General features: G+C 53.1%; 13 protein-coding genes and 1 tRNA gene. 6 read left to right on the top strand and 8 right to left on the bottom strand.

All coding sequences use genetic code 11. The features are described 5' to 3' along the window. The first annotated feature begins 14 nt into the window (after positions 1-14). From F0P93_RS17290 to F0P93_RS17280, 3 genes are all read left to right on the top strand, one after another. Complete coding sequence (locus F0P93_RS17290; protein ID WP_150878111.1) at positions 15-2,912, top strand: tetratricopeptide repeat protein; 2,898 nt, start codon at positions 15-17, stop codon at positions 2,910-2,912. Between the two features lie 178 nt (positions 2,913-3,090). Further along, positions 3,091-4,578: a S10 family peptidase gene (locus tag F0P93_RS17285; RefSeq protein ID WP_150878108.1), complete on the top strand. Its 1,488-nt coding sequence runs from the start codon at positions 3,091-3,093 to the stop codon at positions 4,576-4,578. Positions 4,579-4,612: 34 nt separating this feature from the next. Then, positions 4,613-6,184: a S10 family peptidase gene (locus tag F0P93_RS17280; RefSeq protein WP_150878105.1), complete on the top strand. Its 1,572-nt coding sequence runs from the start codon at positions 4,613-4,615 to the stop codon at positions 6,182-6,184. 156 nt (positions 6,185-6,340) lie between these two features. Here the strand turns inward: F0P93_RS17280 and purD are convergent, their stop codons facing one another. Next, on the bottom strand, positions 6,341-7,630 hold the full coding sequence (purD, locus tag F0P93_RS17275; protein WP_150878102.1) for a phosphoribosylamine--glycine ligase: 1,290 nt from the start codon (positions 7,628-7,630) through the stop codon (positions 6,341-6,343). 117 nt (positions 7,631-7,747) lie between these two features. After that, positions 7,748-9,958 carry a DNA helicase RecQ gene (gene recQ, locus F0P93_RS17270; protein WP_138992654.1) on the bottom strand — a complete coding sequence of 737 codons (2,211 nt, stop codon included), beginning with the start codon at positions 9,956-9,958 and terminating at the stop codon, positions 7,748-7,750. Between the two features lie 87 nt (positions 9,959-10,045). Between recQ and F0P93_RS17265 the strand changes: the two genes are divergently transcribed. After that, on the top strand, positions 10,046-11,023 hold the full coding sequence (locus F0P93_RS17265; RefSeq protein ID WP_150878099.1) for a KpsF/GutQ family sugar-phosphate isomerase: 978 nt from the start codon (positions 10,046-10,048) through the stop codon (positions 11,021-11,023). 89 nt (positions 11,024-11,112) lie between these two features. On the opposite strand, the gene F0P93_RS17260 is transcribed toward F0P93_RS17265, so the two are convergent. Beyond that, positions 11,113-11,586, bottom strand: a complete 474-nt coding sequence (locus F0P93_RS17260; RefSeq protein ID WP_150878096.1) for a DUF4293 domain-containing protein — start codon at positions 11,584-11,586, stop codon at positions 11,113-11,115. Between the two features lie 30 nt (positions 11,587-11,616). Here F0P93_RS17260 and mnmC2 point away from each other — a divergent pair, with 30 nt between their 5' ends. Further along, positions 11,617-12,297, top strand: coding sequence for a tRNA (5-methylaminomethyl-2-thiouridine)(34)-methyltransferase MnmC2 (mnmC2, locus tag F0P93_RS17255; protein WP_150878094.1), 681 nt, complete (start codon positions 11,617-11,619; stop codon positions 12,295-12,297). A gap of 28 nt (positions 12,298-12,325) precedes the next feature. On the opposite strand, the gene msrC is transcribed toward mnmC2, so the two are convergent. The 5 genes from msrC to F0P93_RS17230 form a co-directional block, all read right to left on the bottom strand. After that, on the bottom strand, positions 12,326-12,811 hold the full coding sequence (gene msrC / locus F0P93_RS17250) for a free L-methionine (R)-S-oxide reductase MsrC (RefSeq protein WP_150878091.1): 486 nt from the start codon (positions 12,809-12,811) through the stop codon (positions 12,326-12,328). A 7-nt stretch (positions 12,812-12,818) separates the two neighbouring features. Further along, positions 12,819-13,316, bottom strand: coding sequence for a hypothetical protein (locus F0P93_RS17245; RefSeq protein ID WP_150878088.1), 498 nt, complete (start codon positions 13,314-13,316; stop codon positions 12,819-12,821). Positions 13,317-13,334: 18 nt separating this feature from the next. Then, positions 13,335-14,135, bottom strand: a complete 801-nt coding sequence (locus F0P93_RS17240) for a (Fe-S)-binding protein (protein ID WP_150878085.1) — start codon at positions 14,133-14,135, stop codon at positions 13,335-13,337. Between the two features lie 6 nt (positions 14,136-14,141). After that, on the bottom strand, positions 14,142-15,416 hold the full coding sequence (locus F0P93_RS17235) for a hypothetical protein (protein ID WP_150878081.1): 1,275 nt from the start codon (positions 15,414-15,416) through the stop codon (positions 14,142-14,144). A gap of 129 nt (positions 15,417-15,545) precedes the next feature. Continuing rightward, a complete protein-coding gene (locus F0P93_RS17230) occupies positions 15,546-16,886 on the bottom strand; it encodes a 4Fe-4S dicluster domain-containing protein (RefSeq protein WP_150878078.1) in 1,341 nt (446 codons plus the stop codon). A 65-nt stretch (positions 16,887-16,951) separates the two neighbouring features. Between F0P93_RS17230 and F0P93_RS17225 the strand changes: the two genes are divergently transcribed. Next, positions 16,952-17,024 (top strand) — tRNA-Phe (locus tag F0P93_RS17225). Positions 17,025-17,261: the final 237 nt, after the last annotated feature.

The raw sequence follows: 17,261 nt of genomic DNA, 5'->3' as shown, positions 1-17,261 counted from the left end.
AAACCTTTTTTTACATGCTGAAAAAGTCTATTTCGCTTCTTTTCCTGCTCGCCATTACCACTGCGGTAATGGCGCAGCAGGTTGGTGATACACGCCGGGTGCAGGCCGATCTCGAAAAAACACGCGCGGAGTTGCTCAGTCAGGTGAACCACACGACGGGCAAGGCCAAAACCGTCAAAAAAATGCTGGACCTCGGGCTGTGGCCGCAAGCCCTGGCCGAGATGAAAACCGGAAAAGGGCTGACGGTGGTTGAAAAGCTGTTGCTGCAGGCCGAATACGACTGGTTGAACAATGACTTCAAAAAGGCCGAAGGCTCCGTCACAAAAGCCCTGTCGCTGGATAAAAATAACCGCTGGGGTCGGCAATTGAAAGCGGTTTTGGCCATTGAAGCCTGGGATTTGCAAAACGCGGTCGAGCAGTGCCGGTCCATTCTGGCCAGCCATCCAACGGATGCAGAAACGTCGATCGTGCTGGGCCGCGCGTTGCTGTTGCAGAAGAACTACACCGAGGCTATGGCCGTCGCCAAAAAGCTTCAGAAGCAGAATCCGTCGCTGGCAGCCGCCTACCAACTGGAAGCGAATGTGTATTTCTGGGATCAGCACCCCGAAAAAGCCGAAGCGCCCCTGGTGAAATCGCTCACGCTCGATCCGTTCAACGCCGATGCCCGTTTCAGCTACGGCTACGCCATCTGGCGCCGGATCGATGCTACGCAGCTCAACGACATGGCAGCTCAGTGGCAACTCGCCCTGAACATCAATCCCCTGCATTTCCAGACGCACTGGCATTGGGGCAACGGCCACACCAACCTGACCTATGCCGACTATGCCGACAAGGATGAGAAAGAAATTCGGGAAAAGCTGAAGGAAGCCGACCGACTGTTTCGGACGAACCAACTGGCCAACGCCCTGGCCGTGACGCACCGGGTCGGCAAGGAATATCCGCAGTCGGTTTTGCCCGCCATGCACCGCGCTTCACTGTATTACAGCGATTTTGACAACCCGAACCGGAAAAGCAACCTGGATTCGGCCGAAACCATCTTCCGGTCTATTCTGGCTACCAAAACCCACTACGGCCCGGCCCACAACGGCTTGTCGGCGGTGATTAAATCCAAGCGAATTCCGTATCTGATGACGTACGATTCGACCACGAACATACTGAAAACCACCCGCATCAGCGACCCGGAGAACTTTGTCAATGTGTTTCCCGACCTGAGCTATTATCCCGGCGACCGGGCCAAGGCTATGGTCTGGAATCAGATGTACACCAGCGTGGTGTATTTCCCCTTCCTGTCCAAACAGGACAATGCCTTTGTGGTGCCGCCCCTGCACATCGACCTGGCGCTGGCCATGCGTGCGCCCCATTTCCGGTACAACACCACCTTTGACAACCGCCAGTGGATGGACATTCGGGGCGTGGGAAGCGGGGCTGCGGCCATTGAATACGTCGAGCGAGGAGCGTATCAGGAACGGAATGTCGTTTTGCACGAATATGTCCACCTGTTCCACGGCCGCGTGCTGACCGATGCCGAAAACCGGCAAATTCGGGCCTTGTATTACAACGCCATGAAAAACGGATTGACGCTGGACTATTACTCCCAGAACAACGAATCGGAGTATTTTGCTCAGACCTACCCGGCGTATTTCGAACCCATGAAAGTGCATCCGCTCGACTTCAAGTCGATGAACACGACGGCGGAACTGAAAAGCCGGGACCCGAAAATGTATGCCTTTCTGGATGCGCTGGTGAAAAAGGAACGGGCGTATCTCAACGGCGACAAGGCGGTGATGGCTTCCAACTGGGCGCAGGTTTACCTGAACATGAGCAACAAAGTTGTCAGAACCGATCCGGCCAAAGCCGCTGCGTTTCTGGATACGTCCCTGGTCTATGATAAAAAATACCAGCCGACCTATCTGGCCTACGCGCGTCTAAAACAGCAACAGAAAGCGTATGATCAGGCCTTCACGTATATCAAAACCGCCGAAGAAATCGACCCGAACTACGCGCCGGTGTATGCCGCCTATGCGCAGTGGGAAGAAGCGAGCCATACGCCGGACAAAAACCACGTCGAGCTGATCAAAACCCAGGCGCGTTGGCTGCAAAAGGCGCTGGACCTGGAAAAAGATTACCAGACCCGGGCCATGCTGTCCATTCAGTTGCGGGAAATGTATGTGCAAAATGCCCTCCTGGGACCGGCCATCAAAGCGGCTGAGGACTACGCAGCCAACGGGCCGGATGTCTCGACCTACCTGCGCGACCGGCGTGATGATGCCCGCGCCTTTGCTGCAGCCCGACGCGCCATGCTGGGCCATGCCGACCAGCTCGATGGGCTGAAAAAACTGGTGTTGCAACGGCCCCAGAATTATGAGTTACGGGGTTTGTACGCCGACGCCCTGCTGGCGAATGGTCGCTACCAGGAAGCGATTGAAACCATGAAGCAGGTGCAGCGGATTCTGGATGCGGGGAAAAACGCCCGCCCGGATTTTGATCTGCGGATTGCGGAGGGCTATGCCAAACTGCAAAAACCGGACTCCGTTTCCTATTTCCTGACAAAAACACTGGCTGACAAACAAACCCTGACGGGGCTGTATAAACAACGCCTGGTGCGGCTACTGGCCGAATCCAACCGGTTGCCGGAAGCCGAAACGCTGTATAAAACCCTGTCGACGGAGGGCGATGCGGTTTACCAATCGGCGGCTTTGCAATCGGATGGGGTGTTACTGCTCCTGAATAAAAAACCCGAGGAAGCGGTAGCTGCCTTTAAAAAGTCGCTGGCGCAAAATCCGTATAATACCGAAAGTTATGTAGCGCTGGCAAAACTGTATAAGCAAACGGGCCAACAAACCGAGTTCAATGCCTTAAACGCAACGGTCAACCTACTGGACATCAAACCTGGAAAACTCACGGGCTTATGAACACAGGACTTTCGCTTTTGCCCCTAAATCCCCTAAAGGGGACTTGGACGCAGCTTAATCCGGATGCAAAAGTCCCCTTTAGGGGATTTAGGGGCAAAAGCGAAAGGGTGATAGAATTATCAGACATAAGTCCTGAACCAGTAATACCTAAAAATCAGTCCTTTTAACCCATCACATCATGAAATACCTTGCTCCCCTCTTCTGGGCGTGCTTTCTGACTACCCTTTCTTCCTTTGCCCAAAACCGCATGCTGAAACTGGATGCGGCCGTAACGACCACCGATCAGGTTACCATTAAAGGCAAAGTAGTTCCCTACAAAGCAACCGCCGGAACGCAACCGGTTTATGATGAAAACGGCAAGCCCATCGCCAGTTTGTTTTACGTCTACTACGAACGTTCCGATGTGACCGACCGGACGACGCGGCCCCTGTTCATTTCCTTCAACGGTGGGCCGGGCGCAGCTTCCTGCTGGATGCACATCGGCTACACCGGTCCCAAGCGCGTCAAAGTCGACAGCGAAGGTTACCCCGTTCAGCCGTACGGCGTCACGGACAATCCGCATTCCATTCTGGATGTGGCCGACATTGTGTATGTCGAACCCGTCAACACCGGTTTTTCGCGGCCCGTCAATGATTCGATTCCGAGGTCGAAGTTTTTTGGCGTCAATGCCGACATCAAATACCTGGCCGAGTGGCTCAATATGTTTGTGAGCCGCAAAAACCGCTGGCCGTCGCCCAAATACCTCATCGGCGAAAGCTACGGAACGACGCGGGTTTCGGGCTTGGCGCTGGAGTTGCAAAATGCCAATTGGATGTACTTGAACGGCGTGATTCTGGTGTCACCGACCGATTTGGGCATCGACCGGAAAGGGCCGGTAGCCGCTGCCAACATGCTCCCGTATTATGCCGCCACGGCCTGGTACCACAAGGTGTTGCCCACCGATTTGCAGCAGAAAGATCTGGATGCCATTCTGCCGGAAGTCGAACAGTTTACCATCAATGAATTGACACCGGCCATCGTCAAAGGCGGTTTTCTGGAGCCGGAAAAAAGAAAGCAGATGGCGGCTAAAATTGCCCGGTATTCCGGTTTGTCGGAGAAGGTGGTGCTCGAACACAATCTGGCGGTTCCTTCGTCTTTTTACTGGAAAGAACTGTTGCGGGATAAAGGCTTCACGATAGGTCGGCTCGATTCGCGGTATCTGGGAATCGACCGGCAGGGCGCGGGCGAGCGGCCCGACTATGCGGCTGAGTATGATTCCTGGAAACATTCGTTCACACCCGCCATCAATTACTACCTGCGCGAAAAACTGAACTACAAAACCGACCTCAAGTATTTCATTTCCGGCCAAACCGGGCAGTGGGATCGCGCCGGGCAGAACACCGACCGGACGGGCGAAAACCTCCGGCAAGCCGTGGCCCAGAATCCGTATCTCCACGTGATGATTCAATCGGGCTATTACGACGGCGCGACTGATTATTTCAATGCCAAATACAACCTCTGGAACATGGACCCGAGCGGCAAACTGAAAAACCGCCTGCAATGGAAAGGCTACCGGGGCGGTCACATGATGTACCTGCGTGACGAAGACCTCGCCACCTCAACCGAAGACATTCGCGAATTCGTCAAAAAAACCTTGCCAAAACCGGACCAACCCGCCAAATACTAAACCGAACTACTTGATTTTATAACCCCAACAAAACATGAAACGAATTGTAGTTTTACTCCTGCTGGCCGTTACCACGGGTTCCTTGTCTTTTGCGCAACGCCGACAGGGCGGTCCGCCACCGGCGGCTGCGGAAACCACTCCCCGGCCAGCGGGTGCGCCTTCGGCCAAACCCGGCCCCAATGATTTGAGGCTCCCGATGGACTCCACCATAACGACATCGCATACCGTTACGATCAAGGGCGTCAAAGTGCCTTATACGGCGATGGTGGGAACACAACCGGTTTGGGACGAAGAGGGCAAGCCCATTGCTGGGGTGTTTTATACCTACTACGAACGGTCGGATGTGAAAGACCGCACCACGCGCCCGCTGGTCATTTCGTTCAACGGGGGGCCGGGAACCGCATCGGTGTGGATGCACCTGGCCTATACGGGGCCTAAATTGCTGAACATCGACAGCGAAGGTTATCCGTTGCAGCCGTACACGCTCAAAGACAATCCCAACTCCATTCTGGACGTGGCCGACATCGTCTACATCGATCCGGTCAACACGGGCTATTCCCGCCCGGCCAGCAAGGACGTGCCCCGCTCGAAGTTTTTCGGGGTCAATTCCGACATCAAATATTTGGCCGAATGGCTGAACACCTTCGTAAGCCGCAAAAACCGCTGGCCATCGCCCAAATACCTCATTGGCGAAAGCTACGGAACCACGCGGGTTTCGGGCCTGGCACTGGAGTTGCAAAATGCCAACTGGATGTACCTCAACGGCGTGATTCTGGTGTCACCGACGGATCTGGGGATCGAACGGTCCGGACCAGTGGCGGCTGCCAACATGCTGCCTTTTTATGCGGCCACGGCCTGGTATCACAAAGTGCTGCCCGACGACCTGCAAAAGAAAGACCTGACGGCCATGCTGCCGGAAGTGGAGCAATTTACCATCAATGAGTTTATTCCGGCGCTGACGATGGGCGGTTTTCTGGACCCGCAGAAGAAAAAGCAGATTGCCGCCAAAGTCGCCCGCTATTCCGGTTTGTCGGAAAAAGTGGTGCTGGAGCATAACATGGACATTCCGGCGTCTTTCTTCTGGAAGGAGTTGCTACGCGACAAAGGCCATACCGTTGGTCGGCTGGATTCGCGCTATCTGGGGATCGACCGGGAAGATGCGGGCGAGCGTCCGGATTATTCCCCGGAGCTGACGTCCTGGCTGCACTCGTTTGCCGCTCCCATCAACTACTATTTCCGGGAATTCCTGAACTACAAAACTGACCTGAAATACTACATGTTCGGGCCGGTGCATCCCTGGGATCGCGCGGGGCAGAACGCCGACCGGTCAGGCGAAAACCTGCGGCAGGCGATGGCCCAGAATCCGTACCTGCATCTGCTGGTCCAATCCGGCTATTACGACGGGGCCTGCGATTACTTCAATGCCCAGTATAATATGTGGCAGATGGACCCCAGCGGAAAACTCAAAACCCGGATGGACTGGAAAGGCTACCGGAGCGGCCACATGATGTATCTGCGTCAGGAGGATCTGGTGACGTCCAACGAGGACATTCGGAATTTCATCAAAAAATCAACACCGAAGCCCAATCAACCTGCGAAGTATTGAGGTTGAAGCGGTTTTATTCAACCCATCAACTGACTTCAATTCATAGTAGCTAGCTTCAGGACATTTATCTGATCAGAAGAAAGGCCTGAAGCTAGCTGAAAGGCAACAAAAAAACCGCCCCACTTTGGGGCGGTTTTTTTGTAAAGAGGTGTCGGATTAATCCTGGTAGCGAATCAAATCCAACCCAATATCTTTCCGGTAGTATTTTCCTTCGAACTGCACCGCGCGGGCCGCTTTCTGCGACTTCATCACGGCATTTTCGAGTGAATTGGCGACGGCCGTCAATGCCAGCACGCGGCCCCCGTCGGTCAGCACGTGGCCGTTGAAACCCGGTTTGGTTCCGGCATGAAAAGCCGTTACGTCGTCCAGCATCGTGAGTTCGGTGATCGACTTGCCTTTCTCGTATGCATCCGGGTAGCCCCCCGACACAACGACGGTGGTGACGGCCGTTTGTGGGGAGATCAGAAGCTGAATTTTATCCAGTTCGCCGTCGGCGGTTGCCACCATCAACTCTACAAAATCATTCTGAATCCGCGGCAGCACGACTTCCGTTTCCGGGTCGCCCATCCGGGCATTGTATTCAATGACGTAGGGTTCTTCTTTAACATTGATCAAACCGACAAAGATAAAGCCCTGATAGCGAATCTCTTCCTTTCGCAAACCCGCCAATGTAGGCTTGACAATTTTTTCTTCGACTTTATTTAAAAACTTGGCCGTGGCAAATTTTACGGGGGAAACGGCCCCCATACCGCCGGTATTCGGGCCGGTGTCGCCCTCGCCGATGCGCTTGTAATCTTTGGCTTCGGGCAGAATTTTGTAGTTGACGCCATCGGTCAACACAAAGACCGACAACTCAATGCCTTTCAGGAATTGCTCGACAACGACTTTATTTCCGGCTTCGCCAAATCGTCCGCCGGTCAGCATATCGGTCAATACCGCCCGGGCTTCGGCAATGGATTCGGCAATGATAACGCCTTTTCCGGCCGCCAGACCGTCGGCTTTCAACACCACCGGCAGTTGATGCGTGTCCAGATACGCCAGCCCTTCTTCCAGCGTTTCAGCGGTAAACGTCCGCGATGCCGCCGTCGGAATACCGTGCCGCTGCATGAATTGCTTTGAAAAATCCTTGCTGCCTTCGAGTTGGGCTCCGCGTTGATCCGGTCCGACAATCCGCAGTTTTTCCAGATTTTTTCGAGTCCGCAGCGTATCGACCAGCCCTTTCACGAGCGGTTCTTCCGGGCCAATAATCAGCAAATCGATTTGGTGTTGTTGAATGGCCTCCGCGATGGCATCGGCATCGTTGAAGGCAATCGGCAAATTGGTGGCGACCAGGGCGGTTCCGGCATTACCGGGTGCGACAAACAACGTGCTACACAGTGGACTTTGCGCTATTTTCCAGGCAAATGCGTGTTCCCTTCCGCCCGATCCAAGTATGAGTATATTCATTCTCTGAGTTAAGAGTTAAGAGTTAAGAGTTAAGAGTTAGAACGTTACACTGCGGTTTAATCCGTCAGCCAACCGCACGGGCGGCCCCGTCTTCACTCTTCACTCTTCACTCTTAACTTAATTAGCTACTTCCGATAAAAACTTGATACGCATTAACCGCAATTCTTCTTCTGAATAATCGTCGTTGGCAAACTCCCGCATGGCCACCCCGATGTTGTCGGTTTCGGCCCGCATGAAGTAGTCGTAAATATCGTCCTGCCGGTCGCTGTCCATGATCTGGTTGATGTAATAATCCAGATTCAGACGCGTTCCCGAATAACAGATGTGTTCGATTTCTTCAATCAAATCTTCCATCGTCAGGCCTTTCGACTCCGAGATTTCCTCCAGATCCACCTTCCGGTCGATCTGCTGAATGATGAAAATCTTGACCTTCGACTTGTTGACCATCGACTTCACCACGACATCCTTCGCCGTTTCGATGTCGTTTTCTTCAACGTATTTGGCAATCAGGTCGATGAACGGTTTGCCAAATTTCACCACTTTCCCCATGCCGACCCCATTGATCTGGGCCATTTCTTCCCGCGTGGTCGGGTAGGTCGTTGCCATTTCCTCCATCGACGGATCCTGGAAAATGACATACGGGGGCAGGTTCTTTTCTTTGGCGATTTTCTTCCGCAGGGCTTTGAGCAGACCCAACAGGGCTTCGTCGTAGGCACTGCCCGACGACATGCCGCTGTCCTTGTCTTCGTCCTCGGCCTTTTCCTCGTCGATCTCGTAGTTGTGATCTTTCGACAAGGTGATGGAATACGGATCCTCGATGTAGTGTTGCCCTTTGGCCGACAGTTTCAGGACGCCGTAGTTGTCGACATCTTTATCCAGATACCCATAAATCGTAATCTGCCGGATGAGCGAACACCAGAATTCAACGCTTTCGTTGAACTCTTTGCCCTTACCGTAAACGTCGAGTTTATGGTGCTCATAACTCGTAATATACTGGTTTTCAGTACCGGTCAGCACATCGGCAAGGTGGGCGGCATCGAAGCGATGATCGGTTTGCAAAACCGCCTGAAGCGCCAGCACAATCTCGTCCTGGGCTTTAAACTTCTCAGTCGGTTTCATGCAATTATCGCAGAATCCGCAGTCCTTGTCCTGGTATTCCCCGAAATAACTCAACAGTTGCCGACGACGGCAGACGCCCAGATTCGCATACGACACCATTTCCATGAGCAGGTGTTTGGCGTTGTCGCGTTCCGTAACCGACTTGTCTTTGTTGAATTTCTCCAGTTTAACAATGTCATCGATGCTGTAGAACATCAGACAGTTGCCTTCCAGCCCGTCGCGACCCGCCCGACCGGTTTCCTGGTAGTAGCCTTCCAGCGACTTGGGCGCGTCGTAGTGAATCACAAACCGGACGTCTGGTTTGTCGATGCCCATACCAAACGCAATCGTAGCCACCACCACATCCACATCTTCGTTCAGGAAGGCATCCTGGTTGTGCATCCGCGTCTGCGAATCCAGCCCGGCATGATACGGCAGCGCCTTGATGTCGTTGACATTCAGCAACTCTGCAATCTCTTCCACCATTTTCCGGCTCAGGCAATAGACAATGCCTGACTTGCCTTTGTTGTTCTTGATGTAGCGGATGAGCTGCTTTTTCGCGTCGGCTTTCGGGCGAATTTCGTAGTAAAGATTCTTGCGATTGAAGGACGTTTTGTAGATGTGGGCATCCTCCATTTGCAGGTTTTTCTGGATGTCCAACTGCACTTTCGGCGTTGCTGTGGCTGTCAAAGCAATCACCGGCAGATTCCCAATGTTGTCGATGATGCCCCGGATTTTGCGGTATTCAGGCCGGAAATCGTGGCCCCATTCCGAAATACAGTGCGCTTCGTCGATGGCCACGAACGAGATGTTGGCTTTCTTCAGAAAGTCGAGGTTTTCTTCTTTCGTCAGCGATTCGGGGGCGATGTAAAGCAGTTTCAGCGTACCGTTCAGGGTATCTTTCTTGACTTTGTTCATCTCCGCCTTGCTCAGCGTCGAATTCAGAAACTGGGCGTTGATACCAAAGGCATTCATTTGATCGACCTGGTTTTTCATCAGGGCAATCAGGGGAGAAATGACAATGGCCGTTCCCTCTGAGGAAATGGCCGGAAGCTGGTAGCACAGGGATTTGCCAGCTCCAGTAGGCATAATTACAAATGAATTGATCCCTGCCAGAATATTGTGGATAATGGCTTCCTGGTCGCCCCGGAATTGGCTGAATCCGAATATATCTTTTAGCTTCTCTTTTAGAGATACCTGCACCGATGGATCTAACTGCGTCGTCGTCATCTCAAAATTGCGGAAGGTTACTACACTTTATTTGGTTGTATCTTTGCCTTTATAAAATTAGTCAAAAACCGATTGACAAAAGCAACATTGAAATTAGTTAAAAAAAATATTCAGTCTACCGCCCGAAATGTGCTGCTGGCTGAGTCGGAAGCCATTCGGCAGGCGATGGACTGCATCGACGACCAATTTGAGCAAATCGTTGAAACGATTCTGCAAACTTCCGGTCGAGTCGTGGTCACCGGGATTGGAAAGAGTGCAATAATCGGACAAAAAATTGTTGCCACTCTCAATTCCACCGGCACGCCCTCGCTTTTTATGCACGCAGCCGACGCGATTCACGGCGACCTGGGAATGATTCAGGCCAACGATGTGGTGATTTGCATCTCCAAAAGCGGGAACACCCCCGAAATTAAAGTTCTGGTGCCGCTTTTAAAACGAACCGGTGCCAAATTGATCGCACTGGCTTCCCAAACCAGCTCCTACCTCTGCGTACAGGCCGATTTTGTTCTGAAAGCCTATGCCGAACAGGAAGCCGACCCGCTCAATCTGGTTCCGACCACCAGCACCACCGTGGCCCTCGCACTCGGCGATGCGCTGGCCGTTAGCCTCCTCAACGCCCGGGGATTTACCAGTCAGGACTTTGCCCGTTTCCACCCCGGCGGGTCATTGGGCAAAAAGCTGTACCTAAAAGTTAGTGATATTTATCCACATCACGAAATTCCGACCGTTCCTCTCAACGCGACGGTTCACGAAGTGATTATCGAGATGACCTCGAAACGGCTGGGAGCCACCGCCGTCGCCGACGAAAACGGTCAACTGGCGGGTATTGTCACCGACGGTGATTTGCGACGGATGCTCAATCGCTTCGATACGCTGGACCTCGGGCATCTGCGGGCCTGCGACATCATGACCCCTTCGCCCCTGTCCATCGACCCCGACGAATACGCGACGCACGCCCTCAAAATGATGCAGGATCGGAGCATTACGCAGTTGATTGTCGCCGTCGATAACCAAATCAAAGGCTTCATCCACCTCCACGATCTGCTGAAAGAAGGCTTGGTTTAAGTTAAAAATTAAGAGTTAAAAGTTAAAAATAGGGTGACACATCACACTCTACATTACTTTTAATTTTTAACTCTTAATTTTTAACTCCTCTAGCGCAGGCGGTTCGACTCCTGGACCAGCTTTTCGTCCCGGCGGATAAACCGGTTGGCCAACATGTTGAAAATCAGGGCGGCTACGATGGCGAAAAAACCGTAACGGAAATGGCCCTGATCATCCGGGTTGAAAAAATCCTTGCCTTTGTAGAGCGTCAGGTACAGAACAAACCCCATCAGGGCGGTCAGCACGATGGCATTGATGGCGCAAAGACCCATTTGCAGCAACCGGTTCCGGTATTTGAAAATGGTGAATAACGAAACCCCGGCCACCACCAGCGCCATAAGAGCGAGGTAATAAACCGGCGTAATTTGTGAGCTAATGCCTTGGGTATAGACCAGTTGCCAGGCCGTCAGGCTGGCGGTTTCGGTGGGAGCCGCCCCGGTTTTTTCCCAAATCGGGAAGCCCAGCACCACGGCCATGGAAACGACAATGAGGAACAGAAATATGGTTTGGATGCGTTGAAGCATAGTATTGAATTTTTGAGCTTGCGAAGATACATGAGGAATCCTGAAAAGAAAACAGAAACTCGCATCGTTCTAACCCACGACGGTTCTAGTTCGGCTTACAATTCGGAATTTAAGCAGCATTATCACTCCGTTTTTGGGGCCTTGCAGGAATCGCAGCGGGTTTATATCGAACTGGGTTTGTATGAAGCTTTCAAACGGTTTGAACAGATCAGCATCTTCGAAATGGGTTTGGGGACGGGTTTGAATGCTCTTTTGACGCTGTTGGAAGCCGAAAAGTCACAACGGGCCGTTACGTATACGGCGGTGGAAACCCAACCGCTGTCGCTGGAGGAAGCCAGCCAGCTTAATTTCGATGCTTTGCTGGGCAGTCACTACCTGAATTCAGTGCATGAAGCACCCTGGAATCGCCCGGTCGCGATTACGCCTTTTTTTCAAGTCCTGAAACACGAAGGCTGCTTGGAGGATTTTCGAACCGAAAACCGGTTCAATCTGGTCTATTTTGATGCTTTTGCCCCGGAAGCTCAACCGGAACTCTGGACGCAGGCGGTTTTTGAACAACTGGCCGCCATGATGCATCCGGGCGGATTACTGACGACCTACTGTTCAAAGAGTTCGGTGAAACGGAATCTGAGAGCCGCCGGTTTTCTGGTTGAGAAACACCGGGGGCCCGCCCATAAGCGGGATGTGTTGCGGGCGGTTAAGCTCGCCTGAACGGACGGTTTTAAACGCGGCTGCTTTTTTACAGGAACGAGGTGATGAGCGCGGCTATTTTCTCCAGTTCCCGTGCGTCCACCTCGCTGAAATCGTTCAGTTGGTCGCTGTCAACGTCCAAAACCATCGCGACAGCACCGGTTTTGTCGAAAACCGGCACGACCACTTCCGATTTTGAAGCGGAACTGCACGCAATATGCCCCGGAAACAACTCGACATCTGACACCAGAATGGTTTCTTTGCGCGAATAACTGGCCCCGCAAACGCCTTTATCAAACTGAATCCGGGTGCAGGCAATCGGTCCCTGAAACGGCCCCAAAACCAATTGATTGCCTTTTTTGAGGTAAAAACCGACCCAGAAAAAACCGAAGGCTTCCTTTAAGGCCGCCGAAATATTCGCCAGATTGGCAATCAGATCCGGTTCACTGTCGGTCAGGGCCCGGAGTTGCGGCAGCAAACTTTTGTAGATTTCCTGACGGTGGGCGGTTTTCGGAAGTACCAGCGATTCGGCCATGATGCAATCAGACGGCTACGTTTTTGAAATACCGTTTCAGCCACGAATCAGCGGCCTTGATCTGCCAGTTATTGCGCAATTCCGCTTTGGTGGCAACGAGGTTATTGAAAACCGTGGTGTCGGGCGTCAGGCGTCCTTCAGCGACGGCGGTTTTGATCTGTGGCAGGGCAACGGTTTCAATCGACCCATCAGCCGTTACAAAAGCCGCCGACCGGTCAAAAAAATCGGTGTTGAGCGTCTGCCCGATTTCCCGCACCCAGCGAACGGACGAATCGATGGAGCAACCGCTCGGCAGGTGATGGCCCTCATCGACGGCAACGATCAAAAACCGGTTGTTCAGCAATTGGGCCGAACCCAGCAGCGGTGTTCCGTGAGCGGCCCAGCCATCGACGGCGGGTTGCAGATCGGTTTCAATGGCCGCCACTTCGGCGTCGGTCAGCGGGCGGGCCGACTGGTAAACCCAGACGCGGGCCGTATCAGGAAGTTGGTTGAAGGAAATCCACATAGCGTTTCAAATCTTACTTTACAAACTCTGCGCCTGCGCAACGAGTTCCGCGAGGTCGTAGACTTTGACCGAATCCTCCCGGTCTTTGTTCTTGATGCCGTCGGTCATCATCGTCATGCAAAACGGGCAGGCCACGGCAATGGTGTCGGCACCGGTCGAAAGGGCTTCTTCGGTGCGTTCCACGTTGATGTCTTTCCGGCCGGGTTCCGGTTCTTTAAAATACTGCGCACCTCCGGCTCCGCAACACAGCCCCTTCGTTCGGGAGCGTTTCATTTCCACCAGATCCGCGTCCAGCGCCTGCAACACCTCGCGGGGTGCTTCGTAGACTTTATTGGCGCGACCCAGGTAACACGAATCGTGGTAGGTAATCCGGCGACCTTTAAACGCCCCTCCTCCCTTGAGGGTCACTTTGCCTTCGTTGATGAGTTGTTGCAGAAACTGCGAATGGTGGATCACTTCGTAGGTGCCACCCAATTCCGGATACTCATTTTTGAGCGTATTGAAGCAATGCGGACAGGCCGTCACAATTTTTTTGATTCCGTAGCCGTCCAGCACCTGAATGTTGGCTACGGCCTGCATCTGAAACAGAAACTCGTTGCCCGCCCGACGCGCCGGGTCTCCGGTGCAGGTTTCTTCCGTTCCCAAAACGGCGAATTTGATGCCGACGTGGTTCAGGATTTTGACGAAAGCGATGGTCACTTTTTTATATCGGTCGTCGAACGAACCGGCACAGCCCACCCAGAAAAGCACGTCCGGGGTTTCGCCTTTGGCGGCCAGGTCGGCCATCGTCGGCACCTGGTAGTTGGTTTCGGTGTTCATCGTTGGTTATCGGATTGTTGGAAACTCGGCCGGTGCATTGGCGTGCTGGAATTGATTGTGACTGATCATTTGGTAAAGGTGGTGGAGAAAATACACCAGACAACCCATAATGGTCAACTCCATGGCGTATTCGATCAGGTTCGCCATCGACGTCAGATCGCTCCATTGCGTAAAAATCGGATTGCCCATGCGCCACCAGTACGAAGGCTGGATCACCACCAGCGCATTGAACAGGATCAGCACCGCCACCTGTCGTCGACTTCTGAGATCGACCGTATTGAGCAGCATCGGCATCAGAAAGATAAACGCGTAGTTACTGAACGAGTTTTTATGGATAAACATCATAAAGCAAAAACACAGGGTCCACAAAACCGGCAACGCTTTGGCGTATGACATCCGCTGCTTCAGTATCATGGCGCCCAGGGTGGTAACGACCACGGTCAAGCCAACGCCACCCCACAGCAACAGACTGGAATAGCTCCGAAAATCGCCGGTGATCGGACTCAATACCGTCCAGAGATTGGGCGCAAAAGGCAGCTCGGCAATCGACATGGGCGTCGTGAATTTGGTTCCCACGAGTGCCACCAGAATTCCCAGCGCGGGCAAACCGGTGATGGCTAATCCGAGAATATAGCGCAACGGTTTTTCAACCAGAAACAGAACCGGGATGATCAGTAAAACCGGCAGGGCTTTGGTGAATATCAGGGCCAGAGCCAGCACCACGCCAATCCATAAACTGTCGCCCGTGCGTTGCCATACCAACACGGACAGAGCCCCAAAGAGCCACATCCAGATGTCTTCCTGCCCCCCTAACACACACAGCACCATCGGGCCGACGAGCGTAAGATACGTCAGCATTCGCAGAAAAAGGCCCCGAATTTCGGTTCGGTAGGCGCGCCAGGTCAGCCAGAGCGCCACGCCTTCCATGAGGATCATCAGAAGGACAATCGCGTTCGGGCTATTCCAGAAAGGCAGCAACAGTGTGGTAACATACGGAAATAGCGGGCTGTAAGGCGTCCAGAAATCGCGGTAGACCACTTCCCCCTGCATGGCATGGAGGGCGGCATCGTAGAAAACCGGGATGTCGGAACCCGATTTCTGGCCCATCAGAATGTAGACGACGATAAACGGGATGATTCGCAGCAACACGAAAACCGTCAGCAGAATCGGTCCCTGTTGCCGCAGGCTCACCTGATCAATCGTTTTCCGGAAACGCACGACCCCGATCGTCACCAACGAACCAGCCAACGCAATAGCGATCTTCAAAAAAAGTACGGACATACAAAAGTGGCAACGACCCCGGGAGTTGTTATCTCCTCCTTCATTTTAGTTAGGGAGTAAAAGTAGCCAGTTTTTTCAGGATGGCGCAGAGGCACCCTAAAAATCCAGCCGACGGCCAGTGTCCCTCGTCTACGGATTGACCTGATCGGCCCAGTTGAACCGGTCGCCGGGCGAAAATTTCCACGGGGCCATGTTGTTTTCAACGTTGCTGAACATGGCGTTCCACGAAGCCGGCGCCTGCGCTTCTTCCATGATTTTATACCGGCGGAGTTGCAGAATAATGTCCAGCGGATTGATGTTCACGGGGCATTCCTGTACACAGGCCTGGCAGGTCGTGCAGGCGTTGATTTCTTCGGCGGTAATGTAATCGCCCAGTAATGTTTTGCCATCGTCATGCTCGGGGCCGTTTTGCTGCCAGCCGCGCTGAATGTCTTCCAGCCGGTCGCGGGTGTCCATCATGATTTTGCGCGGAGACAGTTTTTTGCCGGTGATGTTGGCCGGACAGGCGGCTGTGCAGCGTCCGCATTCCGTACAACTGTAGGCGTCCATCAGGTTTTTCCACGTCAGATCCCGTACGTCTCTGGCGCCAAACCGCCCGGGTTCTGCCGGGGTCTCGTTCGGATCGGCCTGAGCGATGCCGAGCGCCAGTTGCACCTCCTTCGTGATGTCGGCCATGTTCTTCATTTCGCCTTTGGGTTTCAGGTCGGAGAAGTAGGTGTTCGGGAAAGCCAGCACAATGTGCAGGTGTTTGGAATAAGTCAGATACACCGCAAAGAAAAGAATGCCCAGAATGTGGAACCACCATGTAAACCGCTCGCAAGCCACCAGTGCCGCGTCGCTCCAGTTGGCAAACAACGGCATCAAGAACTGGCTGACGACAAACGTGCCGACGGTACTCAACTCGCCATAATGCCCCACTTCGCGTTCGCGCAGAACGCTGTCCGACGCATTCCAGGTCAGGAAAGCCGTCATGAGCAGAATTTCAAGAATCAGGATCAAAGCCGCGTCGGTGCGGGGCCAGCGGGCCATTTCGCGGTGCCGTTCCGGTTGGAAACGCGGCACTTTCGTCACAAACCGCCGGATCAGAAAAACCACGCAGACGATCCAGACACCCAGCGCCAGAATTTCGAAGGTATTGATCAGGAACGGATACAGCGCTCCGGTGTAGGGCGCAAAGAGCCGGTGGGTGCCCAGAATTCCATCGAGTACAATTTCCAGTACCTCGATGTTGACAATGATAAAGCCGACATAAATGACAAAGTGCAGGAGCCCAACGGTGAGGTTGGTCATCATTTTTTTCTGTCCGAAAGCCACGCGCAACATGATGGAAAACCGCTCATTGGGCCGGTCGGTGCGGTTTTCCGGTTGCCCGAGCTGAATGGCGCGCCGGATCAGTCCAGCGCGTCGGATGAGAAACCAGGCCGCCGTTGCCAGGGCCGCTACAAATAAAATCTGCTGAAGAATTGCCATACTATTTGGTATAAAAGAAAAAAGCTATACATTTGCACCCACAAAAATTGCTACCGACAATACCTGGTGATGTAGCTCAGTCGGTAGAGCAAAGGACTGAAAATCCTTGTGTCGGCGGTTCGATTCCGTCCATCACCACTCTTAAAATGAAGCAGTTACGACGAAAGTGGTAACTGCTTTTTTTTTAGGTCGTAACCGGGTTGGTAAATCCATTTATAATCGCCTTGGTGTAGTAATGAGACCGGCAAGTAAATTCATGCTATTGTGCAGTCCAACATTCTGCCTGAAAAGATTTTTTTCAGCCCGCTCTCTGCAACGGCCGAATTGCTAAAACGGCACATTTCCTTAACAGCAAAAACCTTATCCCCATACATA

This window comes from Larkinella humicola (genome assembly GCF_008727875.1).
Lineage (GTDB): Bacteria > Bacteroidota > Bacteroidia > Cytophagales > Spirosomataceae > Larkinella > Larkinella humicola.
The sequence above is the reverse complement of the archived record's forward strand: the minus strand, read 5'-3'. Positions and strand labels throughout refer to the sequence as shown.